Here is a 25132-nt window from a genome sequence, read left to right on the forward strand (position 1 = left end):
GACCGATATGCCGGATGGCTCGGAAAGCGAAAGCCGCAAGCTGCTTGGCCGGCTGCGCGACACCATGGCCGAAGAGGCCGCGGGTCAGGCGCGGCTGGACAAGATCACGCATCTGACGGCGGATTCGATGGGCACCGAAGTGTGCTCCGTCTACCTCTTCCGCGACGAGGACACGCTCGAGCTCTGCGCCACCGAGGGGCTCAAGCAGGAGGCGGTGCACCACACGAGGATGAAACTCGGCGAGGGCCTGGTGGGCCGCGTGGCGCGCACCGGCAAGATGGTCAACACCGCCGACGCGCCCTCCGAGCGCGGCTTCCGCTACATGCCCGAGACCGGCGAGGAGATCTTCTCCAGCTTCCTCGGCCTGCCGATCCAGCGGCTGGGCGAAAAGCTCGGCGTGCTGGTGGTGCAGACCAAGGCCAAGCGCGAATTCACCTCCGACGAGATCTACGCACTTGAGGTCGTCGCCATGGTGCTGGCCGAGATGGCCGAGCTCGGCGCCTTCATCGGCGAGGGCGCGGCGCTGAAGGCGCGCCATACCCAGGCGGCGATGATCCGGGGCATCACCGGCCAGGAGGGCACCGCCGAGGGCCATGTCTGGCTGCACGAGCCGCGAGTCGTGGTGACCAACCTGGTTAGCGACGATCCCAAACGCGAGCGCGAGCGGCTGAAAACCGCCGTGGAGAAACTGCGGGTCAGCGTCGACGAGATGCTTGCAGGCGCCAGCGGCGAGCAGCTCGAAGTGCTCGAAGCCTACCGCATGTTCGCCAATTCCAAGGGCTGGCGGAAGCGCATGGAAGAGGATATCGACCGCGGCCTCTCCGCCGAGGCAGCGGTGGAAAAGGAGCAATCCGCCGCCCGCGCCCGCATGGGCCAGGTCACCGACGCCTATCTGCGCGAGCGGCTGCACGATCTCGACGACCTGTCGAACCGGCTGCTGCGCATCCTCACCGGTCAGGGCAGTGAGACCGGCGCCGAGATGCCCGCCGATCCGATCCTAATCGCCCGCAATATCGGCCCCGGCGAGCTGCTCGATTACGGGCGGCGGCTCAGGGGCATCGTGCTGGAGGAGGGCTCGGTCGGCAGCCACGCCGCCATCGTCGCCCGCGCGCTGGCGATTCCGCTGGTGATCCGCGCCGACCGGGTGCTGACCGAGGCACTGAACGGAGATCACATCATGGTCGACGGCGACCAGGGGCTGGTGCATCTGCGTCCCGACGAAAGCGTCGTCAGCGCCTTCCGCGACAAGATCGCGATGCAGGCGCAGGCGCAGGAACGCTATGCCTCGATCCGCCAGAAACCGGCCATGTCGATCTGCGGCAAGCAGATCAACCTGTTCATGAATGCGGGGCTTCTGGCCGATCTGCCGTCGCTGCCGAGCTCGGGTGCCGAGGGCGTCGGGCTGTTCCGCACCGAGCTGCAATTCCTCATCCGCAACCAGATGCCGCGCCGCACCGAGCTAGTCGAGGTCTACAAGCGGGTGATGGATTCCGCCGGCGACAAGCCGGTGATCTTCCGCACGCTCGATATCGGCTCGGACAAGGTGCTGCCCTATATGAAGCCCAATGACGAGCCCAACCCGGCGCTCGGCTGGCGGGCGATCCGCGTCGGGCTCGACAAGCCGGGCGTGATGCGGATGCAGATCCAGGCGCTGCTGCGCGCCTCCGAGGGGCGGCCGCTATCGGTGATGTTCCCCTTCGTCGCGCAATACGAGGAATTCCGCGCCGCCCGCACCGAGGTCGACAAGGCGCTCGCCATCGAGCGCAAGCTCGGCCACAAGGTGCCCGAGACCATCACCATCGGCACCATGCTGGAGACGCCGAGCCTCGCCTATGCGTCGAAGAAATTCTTCGAGGACGTGGCCTTCATCTCCATCGGCGGCAACGATCTCAAGCAGTTCTTCTTTGCCGCCGACCGCGAGAACGAGCGCGTGCGCCGGCGCTACGACACGCTGAACGTGAGCTTCCTTACCTTCCTCGAAGGCATCGTGCAGCGCTGCTCCGAGACCGGCACGGCGCTGAGCTTCTGCGGCGAGGATGCCGGGCGACCCATCGAGGCGGTGTGTCTCGCCGCCATCGGGCTGCACAAGCTGTCGATGCGCCCGGCCTCCATCGGCCCGGTGAAGAGCCTGATCATGCGCACCGATCTCGATGCGCTCTACGATGTGATCTGCGATGCGCGCGAACGCGGCGAGCAGTCGGTGCGCGAGTCGGTGCTGGATTACCTGCGCTGGAACGGCTGAACACGGTGGTGCGCGGTGGGGTGAACCCCCACCCTGCCCCGCACCCGTAGGGCGGGGTTCCTCCATCACCCGCTCGACATCTTCCCCCGCACCCGATACGGTATACCAAGGCATACCAAAATCGGACACGCCCATGCTCCTCTCCCTGCACCACATACAACTCGCCATGCCGCGCGGTCGCGAGGCCGAGGCCATCGCCTTCTATGCGGATGTGCTGGGGCTGGACCCGGTCGAGAAACCCGCCCCGCTGCGCTCCCGTGGCGGCGTCTGGTTCGAAGGCGGTGCGCTGCGCGTACATCTGGGCATCGAAGAGCCCTTTGCCCCCGCCCGCAAGGCGCACCCCGCCTTTCAGGTCGCGAATCTCGACGCGATGATCGCCCGTCTGGATCGCGCCGGCCTGTCCTGGCGCCGCGACATCGACCTGCCCGGCCTGCGCCGGATCTATGTGGACGATCCCTTCGGCAACCGCATCGAACTGCTGGAGCCGCACGCAGAGTGACACCTTTCACACGGGTGCGCGCTCTCGGAGCACCTGTAAGCGGTAAGCCCGAATGCGCCTACAGACAAAGCCGCCCGGCCAGACCGGAGCCTCTCCGCGGCCGGGCGTAGTCTGTTCTGTCGCGCGCCGATGCCCTTCTGGCAACGGACACTGCCCGCACCTTCTGCGCGGGATTACCCCTGCCCGGGAACCGGTGAGACCACGATCCGGCGGCCCCCGTGCATGTCCGGGCGGGGCTGCGGAGAAGGACTTTGCCGCTCCGCCCCACCCTGTTAGGCGATTAACCTTGAGAAAGGCTTAACCAAGCCGCGCCAGCTCGGTTTTCAGCGCATCGACCAGCGCCGCGCGCTCCTGCCCGCTCTCGCGCGCCAGACGCAGCAGGCCGAAATGCACATGCGCCATCTGCTGGTAATAACTGGTATAGGCGTAGTTGGTCGCGGCGCCTGCCGCCGCCCCCAGCACCGGCACCGTCTGCGCCGCCAGCTTCTGCCCCAGCACCGTCGCCAGCCGCGGCGCCACCCGGCGGATCAGCCCGTGCACCGTCGCGCCGGTCAGCGTCACCCGCGCCGAGAGAAAGCCCATATCCACCCCGTCATCCTGTGCCAGCGGCCCGGCGGAGGCAAAGACCGCCAGGCATTCGGCGCGGATCTCCGGCGCATCGGGGTCGAACCCCTGTTCGGCGGCGATGCCCTGGATCGTGCGCAACAACACCGTGGTGGTCACCGGCAGCTCCGCCAGCGCCGAGGGCAGACCGCCGGCGCCGCCCGCCGCCCCCATCGCCGTGGCAAGCGCGGTGTTGAGCCAGCCCTTCTGGTCGCGCACCACCCCGCGCGAGCCCGCAGCGGCGCGCAGCGCGGTCTCCAGCGCGCGCTCGGTGGCGCCCTCGAGCCGGTCCTTGACCCGGTCGGGCAGCCGTTCGAGCAGGTTCTCCGCCTGCCCGCCGATCAGGTTCAGCACCTGCAAACCGACACCGCCCGCCGCGCGATAGCGCCGCGCCAGCGCGGCGATCTCGCCGCTGGTATCGAGAGGAACAAGCTCGGTTCCGGTCATGGCGCTCCCTTTCCTGCCTGTGGGAAAGATCGGCATGCCGGCGCGCGAAATCAAGCGCCGCGCGTCACCTCGCCCGTCACCCCCTCCCAGGCGCCGGGGGCCAGCTCCAGCCCCAGCACCCGCTCGGGGTTGGTCGGCGGCGGCATCTCGACCCCGCTCAGCTTGCGAAATCCGAAACGGCGGTAATAGGGCTCGTCGCCCACCAGCAGCACCCGCGCCCATTCCAGAGCCCGCGCCCGCTCCACCGTGTCGCGGATCAGCGCCGCGCCCAGGCCTTCGCCCTGCGCCGTCGGGTGCACCGCCACCGGCCCCAGGAGCAGCGCCTGCCAGGCGCCGATGCGCACCGGCCAGTAGCGGATCGCACCGCCCAGAATGCCGGTCTCGTCGCGCGCGATGCGGCACAGCTCCGCGACCGGCGGCACATCCTCGCGCAGCCGATAGGAGGAGAGCGCCGTGCGCCCCGGCGCAAAGCTGAGATCGTATAGCGCCTCGATCTCCCACCAGTCGTCGGGCTTTTCCTGTGACAGCGTGAACAGCGCCGCTTCTCCCGTGCAATTGGCCGCGAACCGGCCTATTCCAGACTCTATAGGTGCAAATATCTGAAAGGACAGCGATGTTCTACCGCCCCGAAGATGGCCACGGCCTGCCGCACAACCCGTTCAATGCCATCGTCACGCCGCGCCCGATCGGCTGGATCTCCACCCGGGGCGCGCTCGGCGACAATCTCGCACCTTACAGCTTCTTCAACGCGGTGGCCTATGTGCCGCCACAGGTGATGTTCGCCTCGACCTCCGCCAAGGACGACCGCGGCGACACCAAGGACAGCGTCGCCCAGCTGCGCGAGCGGGGCGTGTTCTGCGTGAACATCGTCGAATACGCCATGCGCGACGCGATGAACCTCAGCTCGGGTCCATGGCAGGCCGGGCAGGACGAGTTCGAGATGGCCGGTCTGGAAAAAGCCGAGTGCGAAACCATCGACTGCCCGCGCGTGGCGCGCGCGCCGGCGGCGCTGGAATGCAAGGTCGTGCAGATCGTGCAACTGCCCGGAAAGTCCAATTTCGTGACCTTCGGCGAGGTCACCGGCGTGCATCTGCGCGACGATTGCCTGGTCGATGGCATCTTCGACATCACCCGCTTCCACCCGCTCTCGCGGCTGGGCTATCGCGACTATACGGTGGTGCGCGAGCTGTTCTCGCTCAAACGCCCCGGCGAATAAGCTGCCACCGTCAGTCAGCGCACTCTCCCGGTTTCCATTGGCCCAAAATATCCCGGGGAGTCGGCCGCAGGCCGACGGGGCAGCGCCCCAACACGCGCGCCGCAGGCGTCCTCGCCAGATACAAACGAAAAGGGCGCGCCGCGTCAGCGGCGCGCCCCCGGGCGTCGCGGGCAACGCCCGCGGCGCAATCCCTGCGGCCTCAATGCCCGCCGAGGATCCCCGTGCGCACATGGTAATCCACTGCCAGCGCGTAATCCGGATCGTCGTCGCTATCGACCATCAGATGCCCCGCCTTGGTCAGCAGCCGGTGACAGTCGCGCGACAGGTGGCGCAGTTGCAGCCGCTTTCCGGCCGCCTGGTATTTCGCCGCCACCGCCTCAATGGCCTGAAGCGCCGACTGGTCCACCACCCTGCTGTCGGCGAAATCCACGATCACCGTCTGCGGATCCTCCGCCACGTTGAAGAGCTCGGCAAAGCCCTCCGACGAGCCGAAAAACAGCGGCCCCTGCACCTGATAGACCTTCGCCCCCTCCGGCGTCACGTAGCTGCGTGCATGGATGCGGCGGGCGTTGTTCCAGGCATAGGCCAGCGCCGAGACGATCACCCCGACCACCACGGCCACGGCGAGATCCTCGTAAACCGTCACCACCGTCACCAGCACGATCACGAAGGCATCGGTCAGCGGCACCCGGAACAGGATGCGCAGCGAGTTCCAGGCGAAGGTGCCGATCACCACCATGAACATCACCCCCACAAGCGCCGCCAGCGGAATGAGCTCGATCAGCGGCGAGGCGAAGAGGATGAAACTCAGCAGGAACAGCGCCGCCACGATGCCGGCGATCCGGGTCCGCCCGCCGGAATTCACATTGATCATCGACTGGCCGATCATCGCACAGCCGCCCATGCCGCCAAAGAACCCGGTCACCGTATTGGCGAGCCCCTGCGCGATGCATTCCTGGCTGGCGCCGCCGCGCTGGCCGGTCATCTCGCCCACGAGGTTCAGCGTCAGCAGGCTCTCGATCAGCCCGATGGCGGCGAGGATCACCGCATAGGGCAGGATGATCTCCAGCGTTTCCCAGTTGAGCGGCACCATCGGGATGTGGAAGGCCGGGAACCCGCCCTCGATCGAGGCCATGTCGCCCACCCGCGGCGTATCGAGCCCCAGCGCGATCACCAGCGCCGCGGTCACCGCGATCCCCGCCAGCGGCGCCGGTACGATGCGCGTCAGCTTCGGCAGCAGCCAGATCACCGCCATGGTCAGCGCCACCAGCCCCAGCATCACCAATAGCGGCGTGCCGCTCAGCCACTCACCGCCGCCGATGCCGCCATGGCCCGAGGCCTCTGCGCTGCCCGGCACCTTGAACTGGGTGAGCTGCGCCATGAAGATCACGATGGCCAGCCCGTTCACAAAGCCCAGCATCACCGGATGCGGCACCAGCCGGATGAACTTGCCCCAGTGCATCACCCCGGCAAAGATCTGCAACAGCCCCATCAGAACCACCGTGGCGAAGAGGTACTCGACGCCGTGATCGGCCACCAGCGCCACCATCACCACCGCCAGCGCGCCGGTCGCCCCCGAGATCATCCCCGGACGCCCGCCGAACACGGCGGTGATCAGCCCCACCATGAAGGCCGCATAAAGCCCCACCAGCGGGTGCACCCCCGCGACAAAGGCAAAGGCCACCGCCTCGGGCACCAGCGCCAGCGCCACGGTCAGCCCGGAGAGCAGATCGGTCTTGACCTGTCCCGGCGTCAGCCGCCCGGTCGGGTGGATGCTGAGATCGGGCATGGAAATGCGGCTGGCGTAGCGCGCCAGTAGGGCCTTGGCCATGGAGCTGTCCTGTTCGTTGCTTGCACGCAGGCCGCAGATACTGCACCGCAGCGAAAAACGCCACCCATACGCTCGAAATCGGCCCCTTGCGCGCACTCATACAAGCGGGGCGGCGAAAGTCACGGCTTTCCTGCGCATACCGCCCCCGCAACCCGCTGCGAGAGGGCGTTTTTGCCGCCCGGCCCTTCCCTTCGCCGCCACGCCGTTGCACGCTTCGCCCAAGGATATCACGGAGCGGATTGCATGACAGAGACCATGATCGGCGTGATCGGAGGATCGGGCGTCTACGATCTCGACACGCTGGAAGACAAACGCTGGGTGGCGGTCGAATCGCCCTGGGGCCTGCCCTCGGACGAGATCCTCACCGGCACGCTCGGCGGCGTGAAGATGGCCTTCCTGCCCCGCCACGGGCGCGGCCATGTGCATTCCCCCTCCACCGTGCCCTACCGCGCCAATATCGACGCGCTGAAACGGCTGGGCGTCACCGATGTGATCTCGGTCTCGGCCTGCGGCTCCTTCCGTGAAGAGATGGCGCCCGGCGATTTCGTCGTAATCGATCAGTTCATCGACCGCACCTTCGCGCGCGAGAAGAGTTTCTTCGGCAGCGGCTGCGTCGCGCATGTCTCGGTGGCCCACCCTACCTGCCCGCGCCTCGGCGCCGCCTGCCTGACCGCCGCGAGCGAAGCGGGCATCCGGGTGCATGACGGCGGCACCTATCTGGCAATGGAAGGCCCGCAATTCTCCACCCTCGCGGAATCGAAGATGTACCGCGACAGCTGGGGCGCCGACGTGATCGGCATGACCAATATGCCCGAGGCCAAGCTCGCCCGCGAGGCCGAGCTCTGCTACGCCTCGGTCGCCATGGTCACCGATTACGACAGCTGGCACCCCGATCACGGCGCCGTCGACATCACCGAAATCGTCAAGATCCTCACCGGCAATGCCGACAAGGCCCGCGATCTGGTCAGCCGGCTGCCAGGACTGCTGGGGGCCGAGCGCACGCCCTGCCCGCATGGCTGCGACCGCGCCCTCGATTACGCCCTGCTCACCGCACCGGAGAAACGCGACCCGATGCTGATGTCCAAACTCGACGCCGTTGCCGCAAGGATGCTGACATGAGTCTCGATCTCTGGCTGACCTTCGTCGCCGCCTCCACCGCGCTGCTGCTGATCCCCGGCCCCACCGTGCTGCTGGTGCTCTCCTACGCGCTCTCCAAGGGCCGCTCGGTTGCCGTTGCCTCCGCCGCCGGCGTCGCGCTCGGCGATTTCACCGCCATGTCATTGTCGCTCGCCGGGCTCGGCGCGCTGGTGCTGGCCTCGGCCACGCTCTTCACCGCGCTGAAAGGGATCGGCGCCGCCTATCTGGTCTGGCTCGGCATCAAACTCATCCGCTCCGCCCCAAAGGAAGGCCTCGCGATCCCGCGCGCCGAGGTCACCGCAAGAGGCGTCTTCGCCCATGCCGCCGCCGTGACCGCCCTCAACCCCAAGAGCATCGCCTTCTTCATCGCCTTCGTGCCGCAATTCATCGACGCCTCCGCGCCGCTGCTGCCGCAATTCGTCATCCTGATCGCCACCTTCGTGGGCCTCGCGGCGATCAACGTGCTGGTCTATGCGCTGGCCGCCGACAGGCTGCGCAGCGCCGTGGCCCGGCCCGGCATCATCGCCTGGCTCACCCGCGCCGGCGGCGCCGCGCTGATCGGCATGGGCGTGCTCACCGCCACCCTGCGCCGCGCGAACTGAGGCCCGCCATGATCGCCCAGAAACAGGTTCGCGACTATATCCGCTCCATCGTCGATTTCCCGCATGAGGGCATCGTCTTTCGCGACGTGACCACGCTCTTCGCCGATCCGCGCGGTTTCCGCATGGCCATCGACCAGCTGCTGCACCCCTATGCCGGGATGCGGTTCGACAAGGTGGTCGGGCTCGAGGCCCGCGGCTTCATCCTCGGCGGCGCGGTGGCGCATCAGCTCTCGGCGGGCTTCGTGCCGATCCGCAAGAAGGGCAAGCTGCCTGGCGCCGTGATCTCGGAAAGCTATACGCTGGAATATGGCGAGGCGGTGGTAGAGATCCATGACGACGCCATCGCCCCCGGCGAACGCATCCTGCTGGTCGACGACCTGCTGGCCACCGGCGGCACCGCCGAGGCGGGCATAAAACTGGTGGAACGGCTCGGCGGCGAGATCATCGGCTGCGCCTTCATCGTCGATCTGCCCGATCTGGGCGGGCGCGCGCGGCTCGACGCGATGGGCATGGATGTGCACGCGCTCTGCGCCTTCGAGGGTCTCTGACCCCGAAAAACAGCACCCGGCCCAACTGCCGGATATGCGTATTTGAAAAAGAGAAGAAGAGCAGACGCGCCGCCCCTGCCCGTCTTCTCTTTCAAAAATACGCCCTTGAAAGACCGCCACGCGTCGCGACGCCGCTCTTGATGTATCAGACCGGCCAGAGGCGCCGAGGCCCCCGACAAAGACGGGGGCCGAGACAGGCTGCGCGCCGCAGGCGCACCATCAGGTCAGGCCGCGTTGGCGGCCTTTTTGCGGGGGGTGCCGGCATTGGTGTCGATGAAATCGAGCACCAGCGGGCGGATATTGTTGCGCCAGCTCTTGCCGGCGAAGATGCCGTAATGGCCCGCGCCCGGCTCCAGATGGCTGGCCTTCTTGCTGTCGGGCAGCCCGGTGCAGAGATCCAGCGCCGCCACGCATTGGCCCGGGGCCGAGATATCGTCCTTGGCCCCCTCGACGGTCTTCACCGCCACATCGGTGATCTTGCCGATATCCACCTGCTTGCCCGCCACCACAAAGCGGTTCTGCGCGATCTCGCCATTCTTGAAGATCCGCTCCACGGTCGACAGGTAGAACTCCGCCGTCATGTCCATCACCGCGAGATATTCGTCGTAGAAGCGGTTATGCGCGTCATGATCCGAGCCCTCGCCGCGCGTCACCCGCAGGATCTGTTCGTTGAAGGCCTTGGAGTGGCGGTCGGCATTCATCGCCACGAAGGAGCTGAGCTGCAACAGGCCCGGATAGACCAGCCGGCCGACGCCCTTGTACTTGAAGCCCACCCGCTGGATCATCGATTCCTCGAGCTGGCCCATGGTCACGCGGTTGCCGAAATCGGTCACTTCGGTGGGCGTGGCATCGGGGTCGATCGGGCCGCCGATCAGCGTCAGCGTGCGCGGCTGCGCGTCCGGATCGAGCTCTGCCAGATAGGCGGTGGCCGCCAGCGTCAGCGGCGCCGGCTGGCAGACCGCGATCACGTTGGTCTCCGGCCCCAGCGCGCGCATGAAGTCCATCAGGTAGAGCGTGTAATCCTCGATATCGAACTTGCCGCAGCTCACCGGAATGTCGCGGGCGTTCTTCCAGTCGGTCACATAGACCTCGGCATCGGGGATGAGCGAGATCACCGTCGAGCGCAGCAGCGTGGCATAGTGCCCCGACATCGGCGCCACCAGCAGCACCTTGCGCGGTTTCTCCTCGCGGCCCTGCACGTTGAAATGAATGAGATCGCCGAAATCCTTTTCGACCACCGTCTCGATCTGCACCAGGTGGTCCTTGCCGTCGTCGCAGGTGATGCTGCGGATGCCCCAGCTCGGTTTGACCACCATGCGCTTGAAGCTGCGCTCCGTCACCTCGCCCCACGCCGCCATCCACGCGATGCCCGGATTGGGCAACGCGGCGAGCGCAGGATAAGAGGCCATGGCCTTGGCTGTCGCGCCAAGCCACTGGTTGGTGTTGCGAAGGGATTCCATCAGGTCGTAGGTCGCCATGTAACGCATGTGCGATATCTCCTGTTTCACGGCTCGACCGGGCTCTCTTCAGCCCTGGCCTGCACCCCTCCGCTGCACCCAAGACCCACCCGATGTCAAACCAATTCGCCGCTTTGACCGCGGCACTGGCATCGTTATTCTAAGTCTGGGAGAAGATAGGGGGGATTCGCGCTCATGACAACAAAAGCCGCCACCGTCAGCCCGGAACGCGAGAAACTGGAAGACAATCTCGCGAAAGTCGAGGAATTGACCCAGCGCCTGATGGATGCGCTGGCGCATCGCAAACCGATGCCCACCGGTCTCAGCGGTCCCGAGCCCACGCTCTATGCCAAGGCCGCGCAGGCCTATTGGCAGGAATGGCTCAACAACCCCACCAAGGTGTTCGAGCAGCAGGTCGGGTTCTGGGGCAAGTCGCTGTCGCATTTCATCGAGGCGCAGAAGGCGCTGTCGGAGGGCAAGCTCGCCCCGCCTGAGGATCCCGGCCCGCGCGATCGCCGGTTCAAGAACCCGCTCTGGGACAGCCACCCCTATTTCAACTTCATCAAGCAGCAATATCTCATCAATGCCGATGCGATCCGCGGCGCGGTGGACGAGATCGAAGAGCTCGACGACACCGAAAAGCGCCGGCTGCGCTATTTCGCGCAGCAGATCACCGACATGATGGCGCCGACCAATTTCTTCGCCACCAACCCCGATGCGCTGCAAAAGGCGCTGGAGACCGAGGGCGCGAGCCTGGTGAAGGGCCTGGAAAACCTCGTTGCCGATCTCGAAGCCAATCACGGCGAGCTGGTGGTGCGGCTCGCGGATGAAGACGCCTTCTCCATCGGCGAGAACATCGCCACCGCCGAGGGCAAGGTGGTCTGGCGCAACCGCATGATGGAGCTGATCCAGTATTCGCCCACCACCGATCAGGTGCGCGAGACGCCGCTGCTGCTCTTCCCGCCGTGGATCAACAAGTTCTACATTCTCGATCTGAAGCCTGAGAACAGCCTGATCCGCTGGATCGTCGATCAGGGCTACACGCTCTTTGTGGTGAGCTGGATCAATGCCGACGAGAGCTATCGCGACGTGGGCATGGAGGATTACATCGAGGATGGTTTCCTCACCGCCATGCGGCTGGTGCGCGAGATCTGCGGCGTCGAGCGCATCAATGTGGTGGGCTACTGCATCGCCGGCACCACGCTGGCGCTCACCCTGTCGCTGCTGAAGAAACGCGGCGACAAGCAGATAAAATCCGCCACTTTCTTTACCGCGCTCACCGATTTCAGCGATCAGGGCGAGTTCACGCCCTTCCTCCAGAATGATTTCATCGACGCCATCGAGGAGGAGATCAAGGCGAGCGGCATCCTGAAAAGCTTCATCATGGCGCGGACCTTCTCGTTCCTGCGCTCCAACGATCTCATCTACACGCCGGCGATCCGCTCTTACATGATGGGCGAGACCCCGCCGGCCTTCGATCTGCTCTACTGGAACGGCGATGGCGCCAACCTGCCCGGCCGCATGGCGATGCAGTATCTGCGCGGGCTCTGCCAGGACAACCAGTTCTCGGAGGGCAAGTTCGAGCTGATGGGCGAGACGCTCGACATCAACGACGTGGATGTGCCGCTGATTTCGATCACCGCCGAGACCGACCATATCGCCGCCTGGAAAGACTGCTATCGCGGCGTGCAGAAGATGGGCTCGCGCTCGAAGACCTTCATCCTGTCGGAATCCGGCCACATCGCCGGCATCGTCAATCCGCCCAGCAAAAAGAAATACGGCCATTACCTAAACCCCGACCTCAAGCTCGATGCCGAGGCCTGGCAGAAGACGGCTGAGTATCATCAGGGCAGTTGGTGGCCGGAATGGGAAGCCTGGCTACGCAAGCGTTCGGGCAAGCTGGTGCCGGCGCGTCAGCCCGGTGATTCGGAGCATCCCGCGCTCGAGCCGGCCCCCGGAACTTACGTACGCGTAAAGGCCAATCAGTAAAATCAACCGGTTGCACAATTGCGCTGCATCGCAGAAATTTCCCTTGAAATGCTGCGGTGCAGCATTCATATTCTAGGGAGCTGATGAATTCGCGGGGTGGGCCCGCGAGGCAGACAGACAGGAATATGACAATGGCCGCCAAGACCCAAGACTTCACCACCATGATGAAAGACATGATGGGCGCGTTCCCCGTGGACACCAAAGCCATGGACGAAGCCTTCAAGACCACCGCGACGCTGAACGAGAAGCTCTCCGCCGTGGCTCTGGAAGCCGCTGAAAAATCGACCGAGATCTCCGCCAAGTGGACCAAGGACACGCTGACCAAGCTGACCGACATGTCCAAGGTCAAGAAAGAGCCGGCTGACTACGCCAAGGCGATGTCCGACTTCGCGTCGGCTCAGGCAGAAGTTGCCGCCGAGAACATGGCCGCCTTCGCCGAGATCGCCAAGAAGGTCCAAATGGACACCGTGGAACTGATGATGGCCGCCGGCAAGGACTTCACCGAAGACGCCAGCGCCGCCGTCAAGAAAGCCACCGACGACATGACCTCGGCCGCCAAGAAAGCGACCGCGAAGTAATCGGTTTCCGGGCCTCTCCTCCCGGGGCCCGGATCAGAAATTGCGCCCCTCTCCTCCCAATCCGGCGCAATGACGTGGGGGCGGGTTCATATTGCGAGCTCGCCCCTTTTTTCTTTATTTGCAAAAGCTTGCACGGATGCGGTGCGACCCTTCGCCGGTGACGGCGGAGTCCCGCGCATTTCGTGACGCTTTTCTGAAATCGCGGCTGGCAGCCTTGCGCTGCTGCGCCGCAGAATGCCACACTCAAGGCAGCGTAAGCCTAGGCGGGGCACCCGCCGCAATTCCGCAAGGAGAGACACAATGGCACTGACGCAAGATTTCACGAAACCTTTCAAAGATATGATGGGCAACTGGCCGATGGATTCCGATGCGATGGAGGGCGCCTGGGCGACGTCTGCGGGATTCGGCGAGAAGCTGTCGAACATCGCGTTCGGCGCGGCTGGCAAGACCACCGATATCTCGATGCAGTGGACGATGGAAACGCTCGGCCGCATGGGTGATATGACCAAGGCCAAATCCGACCCGGCGGATTACGCCAAGGCGATGAGCGATTTCGCCACCGCCCAGATGGAAAGCGCCACCAGCCACATGACCGCACTCGGCGAGGTCGCCAAGCAGATGCAGAGCGAAACGCTCGAGCTGATGATGTCGACCGGCAAGGATCTGGCGGATGATGCCTCGGCTGCCGCCGCGACCACCGCCAAGGCAACCGAAGAGGCCGCCGAAAAGGCGACCGCCGCTGCCACCAAGCCCGCCGCAGCCGCCAAGCCCGCCGCAGCGGCTCCGGCCAAGCGCAGCACCTCGACCGCGACCACGCGCAAGACCGGCACGACCGCGTCCAGCAGCACGAGCTGAGCGCGCAGACAGCGCTGAAACGGAAAACGCGGCCTCCGGGGCCGCGTTTTTTTTGGTTTCACTAAGATACCGCGATCAGTTGACGATGGTCGCCTCGGTGGCGGCGCGCAGCTCGTCCTCTGTCACGCCATCGGCCAGCTCGACGATCTTCAGCCCGCCTTCCACCACATCAAGCACACCGAGATTGGTGATGATGCGGTTGACCACACCGGTGCCGGTCAGCGGCAGGGTGCAGGCCTTCAGCACCTTGCTTTCGCCGTGCTTGTTGGTGTGGTCCATCACCACCACCACGCGGCCCACGCCGGCCACCAGATCCATGGCGCCGCCCATGCCCTTGACCAGCTTGCCCGGGATCATCCAGTTCGCCAGGTCGCCGTTCTCGGCCACTTCCATGGCGCCCAGGATCGCCGCCGCGATCTTGCCGCCCCGGATCATGCCAAAGGACATGGCGCTGTCGAAATAGGCCGTCTTGGGCAGCTCTGTGATGGTCTGCTTGCCGGCATTGATCAGGTCGGGATCCTCCTCGCCCTCATAGGGAAAGGGGCCCATGCCCAGCATGCCGTTTTCCGATTGCAGCGTGATCTCCTTGTCGCCCACATAGTTGGCGACCAGCGTCGGGATACCGATGCCGAGATTCACATACATGCCGTCTTCGAGTTCCTCGGCCGCCCGTGCGGCCATCTGATTGCGATCCCAGGGCATTACGCCTCCTCCCGGCTGCGCGTGGTGACTTTCTCGATCCGCTTCTCATGCTCGCCTTTGATGATGCGGTGCACAAAGATGCCCGGCAGGTGAATGTGATCGGGATCCAGCTCTCCGGGCTCGACGATCTCCTCGACCTCCATCACGCAGATCTTGCCGCACATCGCCGCCGGCGGGTTGAAGTTGCGCGCGGTCTTGCGGAAGACGCAGTTGCCCGTGGTGTCGGCCTTCCACGCCTTGACGATGGAGAGATCGGCAAAGATCCCCTCTTCGAGGATGTAATCCTCGCCGCCGAACTGCTTGACCTCCTTGCCCTCGGCGATCTGGGTGCCGACGCCGGTCTTGGTGTAAAAGCCCGGGATGCCACAGCCCGCGGCGCGCATGCGCTCGGCCAGCGTGCCCTGCGGGTTGAACTCCAGCTCCAGCTCGCCGCTCAGATACTGGCGCATGAACTCGGCATTCTCGCCCACATAGGAGGACATCATCTTCTTGATCTGCTTGGTATCGAGCAGCTTGCCGAGGCCGAACCCGTCGACACCGCAATTGTTCGAGGCGATGGTCAGATCCTTGACGCCGCTCTCGACAACGGCGTCGATCAGCAATTCGGGAATGCCGCAGAGGCCGAAGCCGCCGGCAGCGATCAGCATCCCGTCCTCGAGCAGGCCGTCCAGCGCTTCTGCTGCCGAGCCATAGACCTTCTTCATGGAAATCTCCCCTCCTGAAGCTATCGGGCATTTTGTGCCGTGCGACAGGTCCAGAGTCAACGAAGGCGGCGCCATTGCGACACCGCCTTTACGTCCCGATCACTACGGTCGCCTCAGATCACCCGCACCTGCGTGCCGATGGGGCAAAGTGCGTAAAGTTCAGCGATTTTTTCATTGTAGAGCCCGATGCATCCGTCCGAGCTGCGACGCCCGATCTTGCGGGTGTCATGGGTGCCATGGATGATGTAGGCGGGCCAGCCCAGATACATCGCATGGGTGCCCAGCGGGTTGTCCGGCCCGGGCGGGATCGGCTTCCAGTCGGGGAAGCGTTCGAGCTGCGACGCCGTTGGCGTCCAGGACGGGCCGACCACCTTGCGCACGATTTCCGTATAGCCGCGTTTGGTCAGCTCGTCGGTCTTGGGAACGGAGGTCGGATAGACGCGATAGTCGCGCCCGTCTCCGGACCAGAAATGCAGCGCGCGCGAATTGGTGTCGGCAACGATGCTGGCGACACCCAGCGTCTCGAAATGGTCACGCCAATCCTGCATGGTGAAGCTGGAAATGTTGTGGCGTATGAGCGGCTTTGCCTGGGCCGGAAGCGCCGGGGCCAAAACCATGGCACCTGCCGCACCAAGCAGCGTGCGGCGTGAGTATGTTCGAGCGGACATCACTTTGCCCTTCTTGATTATCATCTGAGAGTACTGCCCATCACTTGGGGCAGATACATAGCATTTTCCAAACACATTATCTTGCAAAATGTTCCATACCACATGTCACAAGCCGCCCGGGCGTAGTGGCGCCGGGCGGCTTTTAGAGGGCGGTCGACGGGCGCTGGCGCGCCAGATCAGCCCTTTTTGGTGGTTTTCTTGGCCGTGCTCTTCTTGGCCGCGGGCTTTTTGGCCGGCGCCTTTTTCTTGCCGCCCTTCTTGGCCTGCTTCTCCGCCAGAAGCTCGAGCGCCTTCTCAAGGCTCACATCGCCGGGCTCCAGATCCTTGGGCAGGGTGGCGTTGACCTTTTCCCACTTCACATACGGCCCGTAACGCCCTTCGTAGACAGCGATTTTTCCGCCATCCGGGTGGTCGCCCAGCTCCTTCAGCGCCTTGGCGGCAGAGCCGCGCCCGCGTCCGGGATTGGCGCGTTTCTCGGCCAGAAGCTCGACCGCGTGGTTCATGCCGATCTCAAAGACCTCCTGGAATTCCTTGAGGTTCACATAGACCGGCTTCTCCTCGTCGGGGGCCTGATGCATGATATAGGGGCCGAAGCGGCCAAGGTTCGCCTTGATCACGCCGCCATCGGGATGCATGCCCACCTCACGCGGAAGTGTCAGCAGCGTCACCGCCTTTTCCAGAGTCATGTCATCCGGCGACCAGCCCGGCAGGAACGCCCCGCCCTTTTTCGGCAGCGAGGCGCGCGGCGGCTTCTTGTTCTCGGGCGTCGGCTCACCGCGCTGTACATAGGGTCCGAAACGGCCCGCCTTGAGCCAGATCTCGTCCTCCTGATCGATGCCAAGCAGACGCTCCTCGCCGTCGGCCCCCTCGCCCGCGATGGGGCGGGTATAGGTGCATTCGGGATAGTTGCCGCAGCCGACGAAACCGCCGGTGCGCGAAGTCTTGAGATGCAGCCGCCCCTGCCCGCATTTCGGACAGATGCGCGGATCGGAGCCGTCTTCGCGCGGCGGGTAGAGCTGCGGCGCCAGCGCGTCGTCGAGCACGTCGAGCACCTCGGCGATGCGCAGCTCGGAGGTCTCGGCGATCGCCGCCGAGAAATCGCGCCAGAACTTGGCCAGCAGCTGCTTGTAATCGAGATCGCCCGCCGAAACCTCGTCGAGCTCGTTCTCCAGCTCGGCGGTGAACTCATAGCCCACATAGGTGCGGAAGAAGTTCAGCAGGAAGATCGTGACGATCCTGCCCTTGTCCTCGGGGATCAGGCGGTTCTGTTCCTTGCGGACATATTCGCGATCCTGGATCGTGCCGATGACGCTGGCATAGGTCGACGGGCGGCCGATGCCCAGCTCTTCCATCTTCTTGACCAGCGTCGCCTCGGTGTAGCGCGGCGGCGGCTGGGTGTGGCTTTGTGTGGCCAGCACCGCGCCGTTCTCCGACAGCACGGCGGCGCCATTGCTCTGCATGCCGGGGGCGCTGTCGTCGATCACCGCGTCGGCCTTTTCCCCCGCCTTGTCGAACTGCGCCTGAAGGCTCGCCTTGGCAAAGGCCGCCGGCTCGCCCTGCATGATCTGCGGCAGGCGCTTGTCGTCATCGTCGGCCACGTCGTCGCGGCCTTCCTCGTAGATCTTCAGGAAGCCGTCGAAAAGCACCACCTGTCCGGTGGCGCGCAGGCCGACCTGGCCGTCCTCGGAAGCGATCTCGACTGTGGTGCGCTCGAGCCGCGCCGCCTCCATCTGGCAGGCGAGCGTGCGCTTCCAGATCAGATCGTAGAGCTTGCGCTGGTCGTCCTCGCGCAGCTTCAGGCTCGCCGCATCCTTGGTCATGTCGGTGGGGCGAATACATTCGTGCGCTTCCTGCGCGTTCTTCGCCTTGTTCTTGTAGATGCGCGGGCTGCCGGGCACGTAATCCTTGCCGAACCGGTCGGCGATGGCGTCGCGGCAGGCGCTGACCGCCTCGGGCGCCATGTCGATGCCGTCGGTCCGCATATAGGTGATGTGGCCGGCCTCATAGAGCCGCTGCGCCGCGCTCATGCAGGCGCGCGCGCCCATGCCGAACTTGCGGCTCGCCTCCTGCTGGAGCGTCGATGTCATGAAGGGCGCCGCCGGGTTGCGGGTGGAGGGCTTGGCCTCGACCCCGGCGATCTTCAGCGCGCGCGAGGTGATCGCCTGCACCGCCAGCTCGGCCTGTGTGGCGTTCTCGATATCGAAGCGGTCGAGCTTCTTGCCGCCCAGCACGGTGAGCCGCGCTTCGTATTCCTGCCCGCGCGGCGTGGTGAGCAGTGCCTTCACCTGCCAGTATTCGCGCGGCTTGAACGCCTCGATCTCCATCTCGCGCTCGACGATGAGCCGCAGGCAGACCGATTGCACCCGCCCCGCCGAGCGCGCGCCCGGCAGCTTGCGCCAGAGCACCGGGCTCAGGTTAAAGCCCACCAGATAATCGAGCGCGCGGCGGGCCAGATAGGCCTCGACCAGCGGCGCGTCGATCTCGCGCGGGTTTGCCATGGCCTCGGTGACGGCCGCCTTGGTGATCGCGTTGAAGGTCACGCGGCTGACCGGCGTGTCCTTCTTGATCGAGCGGCGCTTGGTCAGCGCCTCTTTCAGGTGCCAGGAAATTGCCTCGCCCTCGCGATCGGGGTCCGTCGCGAGGATCAGGGCGTTGTCGGATTTCAGCGCCTCGGCGATGGCGGCGACATGTTTGCGCGAGTCGTTGGCGATTTCCCAGGTCATGGCGAAATCGTGCTCGGGATCGACAGACCCGTCCTTCGGAGGCAGGTCGCGGACATGGCCGTAGGAGGCGAGAACGGTGTAGTCGGATCCCAGATACTTGTTGATTGTCTTGGCCTTAGCCGGGGACTCGACGACGACGACTGGCATGAAATGACCACCTTTCCTGGAAATACGACCGCAGGCTGAGCGCGGGGCGCGTATGGCGGCGCAACATGTGGGGCGCAAGGGGGAAATGTCAATGTGGGGCCAGATGCCGCTACATGCGTGGCGCCCCTGCCCGCTTTTCAGGCGCGGCTTGCCAGCGACAGCAGCCCGCCCGGCTGACGGCGGATGCGCCCGTCGAGTTCGAGATCGGTGAGCGCCGGCGACACCCGGTCGGAGGGCGCGGCGAGATCGCGGATAAGCTGGTCTTCGGCCAGCGGGGCGGGGCCGAGCCGCGCCAGGATCTCGCTGTGCAGCGCGGCGGTCTCGCGCAGACTGCGCCGTTCCGGGGCGGCCTGCGGCACGGCGGGCGCCCCCTCGGCCAGCGGCAGCTCCGGCTGCGGCGCGGCGGCGCCGGCCAGCGGGCCCAGCGCCTCGATCACATCTTCGGCATGGCGGATGAGCTGCGCGCCGTCGCGGATCAGGATGTTGCAGCCCCCGGCCCGCGCGTCGAGCGGATGGCCCGGCACCGCCAGCACCTCGCGCCCCTGTTCGAGCGCGCAGCGCGCGGTGATCAGCGAGCCGGATTTCGCCGCCGCCTCGACCACCACGCTGGCCCGCGCCATGCCCGAGACGATGCGGTTGCGCGCCGGGAAGTGCCGCGCCTGCGGCTGCATCCCCATCGGCATCTCCGAGGCCAGCGCACCGCCCTGCGCGCGGATCTGCTCTGCCAGCCGGGTGTTTTCCGAGGGGTAGAGCACATCGACGCCCCCCGCCAGCACCGCCACCGTACCGCGGTCGAGCGCGGCGAGATGCGCCGCCGCGTCGATGCCCCGCGCCAGCCCGGAGACCACGGTAAATCCAGCCTCCCCCAGCCCCTGCGCCAGGGCGCGCGCCATGCGGGTGCCGAGCGACGAGGCGTTGCGCGCGCCGACCAGCGCCACCATGGGCCGGGTCAGCGCCGCCGGGTCGCCTGTGACCCAAAGAAGCGGCGGCGGATCGGAGATATCGGAGAGCAGCGCGGGATAGTCGGGCATGCCGCGAAAAACCGGCTGCGCACCATGGGCGCGGGCGGCCTTGAGCTCGGCCAGAACCACGCCTTCGGGGCAGATCCGGTAATCCTCGACCCCGGCGGCGGCGGCAACGCCGGGCAGCGCCTCGAGCGCCGCCTGTGCGGTGCCATGTTCGGTTAAAAGCCGCCAAAAGGTCGTCACACCGACGCGGCGAGAGCGCAAGAGACGGAGCCAGGACAGCCGATCGTCTTCCGTGGTGGGTGGGAGTGGGGGGTGAGTGGAAGAATAGCTGTTGCTGCCCTCGGTCATCCCTGTGCCCCATCTGCTTGCAGGGATATCTCTAGCCCAAGTTTCCTTAATCAGTGGTAAACCAACTCGAAAAATCCCCGGCCTGGGCCAAAAAACACTGCCCTCTTTCAAAAAACGTACGCCCCCCGGAACCGCGAACCGCGCGTCAATCCGCCGTTCGCCCAGCCAGAGGCCGTCGCAGAGCGGCGCCGTGTATCAGCGCCAGTATCGGCCCGATCAGCGCCACGGGCCACAGATCCAGCGCCTCCGCCCAGAATGCGCCGATCGCCAGGCCGGCCAGCGCCACACTGAGCCAGCCGGCCATACCGCATCGCGTCATCACGTTGAGCAGGACAGCAAGCGGCAGATGACCCAGCCAGATCATGAGGAACGACATGCCAAACAGCACGCCGAAGCTGCTCAGGACCATGCCCATATCAGGCGAGAGTAACGCGAGGACCTCCCCCGCGCCGATCAGAATGATCCCCGCGAATGCAGCCGCAATCACTGTCAGCGCGAAAGCGCCAAGATGCCGCGACAGCCCGGCCCCGGGGGCCGGAACCGAACGCAGCGGATGCCAGCGGCGTTCAGGCCTGCGCACCGCCAACGGTCAGGCCCCCGATCATCACCGTCGGCTGGCCCACGCCCACCGGCACCCATTGCCCCTGCTTGCCGCAATTGCCCATGCCCGGATCGAGCGCCATGTCGTTGCCGAGCGCGCGGATCTGTTGCAGCGCCGTGGCGCCGTCGCCGATCAGCGTGGCGCCCTTGACCGGGGCGCCGACCTTGCCGTTCTTCACCCGGTAGGCCTCGGTGCAGGAGAACACGAACTTGCCGTTGGTGATATCCACCTGACCGCCGCCGAAACCGACCGCCCAGATGCCGTCTTCAAGATCCGCGACGATATCGCCGGGATCGGTGTCGCCGCCCAGCATGTAAGTATTGGTCATGCGCGGCATCGGCGCATGGGCATAGCTTTCGCGGCGCCCGTTGCCAGTGGGCGTCACCCCCATCAGACGGGCGTTCTGGCGGTCCTGCATGTAGCCCACGAGCACGCCGTCCTCGATCAGCACGTTCTTTCCCGAGGGCGTGCCCTCGTCATCCACGGTGATCGAACCGCGCCGGTCGGGGATGGTGCCGTCGTCCAGCACCGTGACACCCGGCGCCGCGATGCGCTGCCCCATCAGCCCGGCAAAGGCCGAAGAGCCCTTGCGGTTGAAATCGCCCTCGAGCCCGTGGCCGATGGCCTCGTGCAGCAGGATGCCCGGCCAGCCCGGCCCAAGCACGATATCCATCACCCCCGCCGGCGCCGGCTCGGCGCTCAGGTTGACCAGCGCGATGCGCAACGCCTCGCGCGCCTTGCCCTGCCAGTCGGCGGGCTCCAGCAGCCCGTCGAGCAGGAAGCGGCCGCCGCCGGAGGCGCTGCCGGCCTCGCGGCGGCCGTTCTCCTCGACGATCACGCTGACCGTGACGCGGGTCATCGGGCGGGTATCGGTGACCAGCGTGCCCTCGGGGCGCAGGATCGCCACCTCCTGACAGCTCGCGGCGATGGTGGCGGTGACCTGAACCACGCGTTTGTCGAGCCCGCGCGCATAGGCGTCGATCTCGCGCAGCGTGTCGATCTTGACCGGGAAGGCCTGCCCGACGATCGGGTCGGCATCGGTATAGAGCGTGCGGTTGGTGCCCGCGGGCGGCGGCGCCAGCACGCCGCCGCCATCGCCCACCGCCAGCCGCGCGGTTTCCGAGGCGCGCGCGATGGCGCGTTCCGACAGCTCGGTCGCATGCGCATAGCCCGCCACCTCGCCTTTCACCGCGCGCAGGCCGAATCCCTCGGATGCGTCGTAGCTCGCGGTCTTGATTCGCCCGTCATCGAGCACCAGCGCCTCGGCGCGGCGGCGTTCCAGGAACAGCTCTCCGTCCTCGGCGCCGTCCAGCGCCGCGCGCAGCTGCGCCAGCGTCCGGTCGCGATCCAGCGCTGTTTCAAAGGGGCGAAAAGGGGCTTCGGCCATGAGATACCTCGATTTATTTGATCCAGATCAAAAAAAGCGCCTTTTTGCCGCGCCAGACCTGCTTTATTTGATGCACGGATTGTGCTTTTTAAAGAGCGGAACTCAGAGGGGAGGAGGTCTCGCCCAGTCGCACCGCGCTGGATGTATCCTCCTGCGAACGAACAAGAACGACAACCGGATCAGGTGACACATGCGTAAGATTTCGATGCTGACGGGGCTTATGGCCAGCCTTCTGGCCGCGCCCGCCATCGCCCAGGACCTGGAAGTGGTGGGACGCCCGCATCAAGGCGGCCTGGGCTTCCAGCCCGCCGCGACCGAGCTGGCCCGCGACCTCCAATGGCTCGACGGCATGCTGCTCATCATCATCACGGCGATCACCCTGCTGGTGGTGGCGCTGATGGTCTTTGCCTTCATCCGCTTCAACCGCCGCGCCAACCCGACGCCCGCCAGCTTCACCCACAACACGCCGATCGAGGTGGCCTGGACCATCGGCCCGATCATCATCCTGGTGGTCATCGGCGCCTTCTCCCTGCCGGTGCTGTTCAAGCAGCAGGAGATCCCCGAGGGCGACGTGGTCATCAAGGTGACCGGCTACCAGTGGTACTGGGGCTATGAATATGTCGGCGAGGATCTGGCCTATGACAGCTACATGATCGGCCAGCCCTACACGCTGGCATCCGAGGACGAAGAGGCCGGCGCCCGCCCCTATGTGTTCAACGACGCGATGGAAGCCAAGCTGGTGAGCGCCGGCTATTCCAAGGACGACTGGCTGCTGGCCACCGATACCTCGGTCGTCGTGCCCGTGGGCGCCACCGTGGTGATGCAGGTCACCGGCGCCGACGTGATCCACTCCTGGACCATCCCCGCCTTCGGCGTGAAGCAGGACGCGGTGCCGGGCCGGATCGCCGAGCTGTGGTTCAATGCCGAGCGCGAGGGCGTCTATTTCGGCCAGTGCTCCGAGCTCTGCGGCATCTCGCACGCCTATATGCCGATCACCGTGAAGGTGGTCAGCCAGGAGGCCTATGACGCCTGGCTTGCCGCCTCGCAGGAAGACGGCGGCTATGTCGACGTGCGCCAGTTCCTGGCCAACTCCTGAGCCTTCCCGGCGCGCCCCGCCCCGGGGCGCGCCACTAACGACCTGAAAGAGCCAAAGATCTTCGCATGACCGATCTCAGCACCAACACCACCGTCACCGCATCCCAGCCCGGCGAGGCACAGTTCGGCGACTATTTCGCCCTTCTGAAGCCCCGGGTGATGACGCTGGTGGTGTTCACGGCGCTGGTCGGTCTGCTGGCCGCGCCCACCCCCGTCCACCCGTTCATCGGCTTCTGCGCGATCCTGTTCATCGCCGTGGGCGGCGGCGCCTCGGGCGCGCTCAACATGTGGTGGGACGCCGATATCGACGCGGTGATGAAACGCACCGCCAGGCGCCCGATCCCCGCCGGCAGGGTGCAGCCGCAGGAGGCGCTGGCCTTCGGTCTGGCGCTGTCGGTCTTCTCCTGCGTCTTCCTGGGCCTTGCCACCAACTGGCTGGCCGGCGGGCTGCTGGCCTTTACCATCTTCTTCTATGTCGTGATCTACACCATGTGGCTGAAGCGCTCGACGCCGCAGAACATCGTGATCGGCGGCGCCGCGGGCGCCTTCCCTCCGATGATCGGCTGGGCCGCGGCCACCGGCTCGGTGAGCGTCGAGGCGGTGCTGATGTTCTGCCTCACCTTCATGTGGACGCCGCCGCATTTCTGGGCGCTGGCGCTCTTCATGCGCTCCGATTACGACGATGCGGGCGTGCCGATGCTGACCGTGACCCACGGCCGCCGCGCCACCCGCGTGCATATCCTCGTCTATACCGTGCTGCTGGCGGCACTGGCCATCGGCACCGGGTTCACCGCCATCGGCGGGCCGGTCTATCTGGCCGTGGCGCTGGTGCTGAACGCGCTCTTCCTCAAGGGCGCCTGGGAGATCTTCCGCCGCGACGAAGCGGATTCGGAAGCGGACAATTTCAAAACCGAGAAACGCTTCTTCAAGCTCTCGCTGCTCTACCTCTTCGCGCATTTCGGCGCGATTCTGGCAGAGGCCGGGCTGGCGCAATTCGGGCTGGGAGGCTGGGCATGAGCATCGCCAAGCAACACGAGCTGCACAAACGTCGCTTTGGCCGCAATGTCGGGCTGGGGCTGGTGCTGGCGGCCTTCATCGTCATCGTCTTCGGCATGACCGTGGTGAAGGTGACCAACGGCAATTTCTCGGCGGCGCTTCAGAGCAACGCACAGGTGCAGAATGGCGACTGACGGCAAGAACAAGACGCTGCTCCAGCTGGTCGGCGTGGTGCTCTTCATGGGCGCCATGGCCTGGGCGGCGGTGCCCTTCTACAACTGGTTCTGCCGGGTCACCGGCTTTGCCGGCACCACCAATGTGGCCGAGGGGCCGGCGGGCGAGATCCTCGACCAGACCATCAAGGTCCGGTTCGACGCCTCCAAGGCGCGCGGCTTCCCCTGGGAATTCAAGCCGATGCAGACCGAGATGACCGTGCGCATCGGCGAAGAGGGGCTGGCCTTCTACGAGGCCTACAACCCCACCGACCACCCGGTCGCCGGTCAGGCCGCCTACAATGTCTACCCCTATGAGGCAGGGGCCTATTTCAGCAAGATCGAATGCTTCTGCTTTACCGAGCAGGTGCTGATGCCCGGCGAGCGGGTGCAGATGCCGGTCAGCTTCTATGTCGATCCCGAGATCGTCGAGGACCGCGATGCCAAGCACAGCAAACACATCACGCTGAGCTACACTTTCTACGAGATCGACCTGCCCGAAGAGGCGCAGGCCGCGCTCGATACCAAGACCGCGGACGAGAATTCCGTGAACTGAACGCCGATCCAACGAGGGAAA

At 65.7% G+C, this 25132-nt stretch carries 24 protein-coding genes; 13 read left to right on the top strand and 11 right to left on the bottom strand.

Annotated elements, in window-relative coordinates; translation table 11 throughout:
* Positions 1–7: 7 nt before the first annotated feature.
* Both ptsP and Ga0080574_RS06170 read left to right on the top strand, forming a co-directional pair.
* Positions 8–2242, top strand: a complete 2235-nt coding sequence (gene ptsP, locus Ga0080574_RS06165) for a phosphoenolpyruvate--protein phosphotransferase (protein WP_076696133.1) — start codon at positions 8–10, stop codon at positions 2240–2242.
* A 133-nt stretch (positions 2243–2375) separates the two neighbouring features.
* Positions 2376–2741 carry a VOC family protein gene (locus tag Ga0080574_RS06170; RefSeq protein WP_076696135.1) on the top strand — a complete coding sequence of 122 codons (366 nt, stop codon included), beginning with the start codon at positions 2376–2378 and terminating at the stop codon, positions 2739–2741.
* Between the two features lie 297 nt (positions 2742–3038).
* On the opposite strand, the gene Ga0080574_RS06175 is transcribed toward Ga0080574_RS06170, so the two are convergent.
* Both Ga0080574_RS06175 and Ga0080574_RS06180 read right to left on the bottom strand, forming a co-directional pair.
* On the bottom strand, positions 3039–3791 hold the full coding sequence (locus Ga0080574_RS06175; protein ID WP_076696137.1) for an EcsC family protein: 753 nt from the start codon (positions 3789–3791) through the stop codon (positions 3039–3041).
* A 50-nt stretch (positions 3792–3841) separates the two neighbouring features.
* Positions 3842–4327 carry a GNAT family N-acetyltransferase gene (locus tag Ga0080574_RS06180; protein WP_076696139.1) on the bottom strand — a complete coding sequence of 162 codons (486 nt, stop codon included), beginning with the start codon at positions 4325–4327 and terminating at the stop codon, positions 3842–3844.
* A gap of 77 nt (positions 4328–4404) precedes the next feature.
* On the opposite strand from Ga0080574_RS06180, the gene Ga0080574_RS06185 reads away from it, so the two are divergent.
* Entirely contained in the window at positions 4405–5007 is a 603-nt protein-coding gene (locus Ga0080574_RS06185; RefSeq protein WP_198039779.1) for a flavin reductase family protein, read from the top strand.
* A gap of 199 nt (positions 5008–5206) precedes the next feature.
* On the opposite strand, the gene Ga0080574_RS06190 is transcribed toward Ga0080574_RS06185, so the two are convergent.
* Positions 5207–6838, bottom strand: coding sequence for a SulP family inorganic anion transporter (locus Ga0080574_RS06190; protein WP_076696141.1), 1632 nt, complete (start codon positions 6836–6838; stop codon positions 5207–5209).
* 243 nt (positions 6839–7081) lie between these two features.
* Between Ga0080574_RS06190 and Ga0080574_RS06195 the strand changes: the two genes are divergently transcribed.
* The 3 genes from Ga0080574_RS06195 to Ga0080574_RS06205 are packed head-to-tail and all read left to right on the top strand — an operon-like array spanning position 7082 to position 9125.
* A complete protein-coding gene (locus tag Ga0080574_RS06195) occupies positions 7082–7957 on the top strand; it encodes an S-methyl-5'-thioadenosine phosphorylase (protein WP_076696144.1) in 876 nt (291 codons plus the stop codon).
* Positions 7954–8577, top strand: a complete 624-nt coding sequence (locus tag Ga0080574_RS06200) for a LysE family translocator (RefSeq protein ID WP_076696146.1) — start codon at positions 7954–7956, stop codon at positions 8575–8577. The genes Ga0080574_RS06195 and Ga0080574_RS06200 overlap by 4 nt, the downstream gene beginning before the upstream one ends.
* An 11-nt stretch (positions 8578–8588) precedes the next feature.
* Positions 8589–9125 carry an adenine phosphoribosyltransferase gene (locus Ga0080574_RS06205; protein ID WP_156876445.1) on the top strand — a complete coding sequence of 179 codons (537 nt, stop codon included), beginning with the start codon at positions 8589–8591 and terminating at the stop codon, positions 9123–9125.
* Between the two features lie 224 nt (positions 9126–9349).
* Here Ga0080574_RS06205 and phaZ read toward each other — a convergent pair whose 3' ends face one another.
* The gene (gene phaZ, locus Ga0080574_RS06210; protein WP_076696151.1) at positions 9350–10612 is read right to left on the bottom strand and encodes a polyhydroxyalkanoate depolymerase; all 1263 of its coding nucleotides are present in this window, start codon (positions 10610–10612) and stop codon (positions 9350–9352) included.
* Positions 10613–10777: 165 nt separating this feature from the next.
* Between phaZ and Ga0080574_RS06215 the strand changes: the two genes are divergently transcribed.
* The 3 genes from Ga0080574_RS06215 to Ga0080574_RS06225 all read left to right on the top strand — a co-directional run bounded on the left by Ga0080574_RS06215 (position 10778) and on the right by Ga0080574_RS06225 (position 14004).
* Complete coding sequence (locus Ga0080574_RS06215; RefSeq protein WP_076696153.1) at positions 10778–12571, top strand: PHA/PHB synthase family protein; 1794 nt, start codon at positions 10778–10780, stop codon at positions 12569–12571.
* A 131-nt stretch (positions 12572–12702) separates the two neighbouring features.
* Entirely contained in the window at positions 12703–13149 is a 447-nt protein-coding gene (locus tag Ga0080574_RS06220) for a phasin family protein (RefSeq protein ID WP_076696155.1), read from the top strand.
* Positions 13150–13449: 300 nt separating this feature from the next.
* Positions 13450–14004 carry a phasin family protein gene (locus Ga0080574_RS06225; protein WP_076696157.1) on the top strand — a complete coding sequence of 185 codons (555 nt, stop codon included), beginning with the start codon at positions 13450–13452 and terminating at the stop codon, positions 14002–14004.
* A gap of 75 nt (positions 14005–14079) precedes the next feature.
* Here the strand turns inward: Ga0080574_RS06225 and Ga0080574_RS06230 are convergent, their stop codons facing one another.
* From Ga0080574_RS06230 to tldD, 7 genes are all read right to left on the bottom strand, one after another.
* Positions 14080–14706: a 3-oxoacid CoA-transferase subunit B gene (locus tag Ga0080574_RS06230; RefSeq protein ID WP_076696159.1), complete on the bottom strand. Its 627-nt coding sequence runs from the start codon at positions 14704–14706 to the stop codon at positions 14080–14082.
* Positions 14706–15410: a CoA transferase subunit A gene (locus Ga0080574_RS06235; protein WP_076696161.1), complete on the bottom strand. Its 705-nt coding sequence runs from the start codon at positions 15408–15410 to the stop codon at positions 14706–14708. Before Ga0080574_RS06235 ends, Ga0080574_RS06230 begins: the two co-directional genes overlap by 1 nt.
* A 113-nt stretch (positions 15411–15523) precedes the next feature.
* Entirely contained in the window at positions 15524–16078 is a 555-nt protein-coding gene (locus Ga0080574_RS06240) for a L,D-transpeptidase (RefSeq protein ID WP_076696163.1), read from the bottom strand.
* 176 nt (positions 16079–16254) lie between these two features.
* Positions 16255–18948, bottom strand: coding sequence for a type I DNA topoisomerase (gene topA, locus Ga0080574_RS06245; RefSeq protein WP_076696165.1), 2694 nt, complete (start codon positions 18946–18948; stop codon positions 16255–16257).
* Between the two features lie 137 nt (positions 18949–19085).
* Positions 19086–20264, bottom strand: a complete 1179-nt coding sequence (gene dprA / locus Ga0080574_RS06250) for a DNA-processing protein DprA (protein ID WP_076696167.1) — start codon at positions 20262–20264, stop codon at positions 19086–19088.
* A 145-nt stretch (positions 20265–20409) separates the two neighbouring features.
* Positions 20410–20850 (bottom strand): hypothetical protein, encoded by a 441-nt coding sequence (locus Ga0080574_RS06255; protein WP_076696169.1) that lies wholly within the window; start codon positions 20848–20850, stop codon positions 20410–20412.
* The gene (gene tldD, locus Ga0080574_RS06260; protein WP_076696171.1) at positions 20831–22252 is read right to left on the bottom strand and encodes a metalloprotease TldD; all 1422 of its coding nucleotides are present in this window, start codon (positions 22250–22252) and stop codon (positions 20831–20833) included. The genes Ga0080574_RS06255 and tldD overlap by 20 nt, the downstream gene beginning before the upstream one ends.
* A 190-nt stretch (positions 22253–22442) precedes the next feature.
* Here tldD and coxB point away from each other — a divergent pair, with 190 nt between their 5' ends.
* The 4 genes from coxB (at position 22443) to Ga0080574_RS06275 (ending at position 25111) form a co-directional block, all read left to right on the top strand.
* A complete protein-coding gene (gene coxB / locus Ga0080574_RS06265; protein WP_076696173.1) occupies positions 22443–23348 on the top strand; it encodes a cytochrome c oxidase subunit II in 906 nt (301 codons plus the stop codon).
* Between the two features lie 65 nt (positions 23349–23413).
* On the top strand, positions 23414–24364 hold the full coding sequence (gene cyoE / locus Ga0080574_RS06270) for a heme o synthase (RefSeq protein ID WP_076696175.1): 951 nt from the start codon (positions 23414–23416) through the stop codon (positions 24362–24364).
* On the top strand, positions 24361–24537 hold the full coding sequence (locus tag Ga0080574_RS26185; protein ID WP_198039780.1) for a cytochrome c oxidase system small membrane protein: 177 nt from the start codon (positions 24361–24363) through the stop codon (positions 24535–24537). The genes cyoE and Ga0080574_RS26185 overlap by 4 nt, the downstream gene beginning before the upstream one ends.
* Entirely contained in the window at positions 24527–25111 is a 585-nt protein-coding gene (locus Ga0080574_RS06275) for a cytochrome c oxidase assembly protein (RefSeq protein ID WP_076696177.1), read from the top strand. The genes Ga0080574_RS26185 and Ga0080574_RS06275 overlap by 11 nt, the downstream gene beginning before the upstream one ends.
* The last annotated feature ends 21 nt before the right edge of the window (positions 25112–25132 follow it).

The sequence above is a fragment of the Salipiger abyssi genome (assembly GCF_001975705.1).
In the GTDB taxonomy this organism is placed as follows: Bacteria; Pseudomonadota; Alphaproteobacteria; order Rhodobacterales; family Rhodobacteraceae; genus Salipiger; species Salipiger abyssi.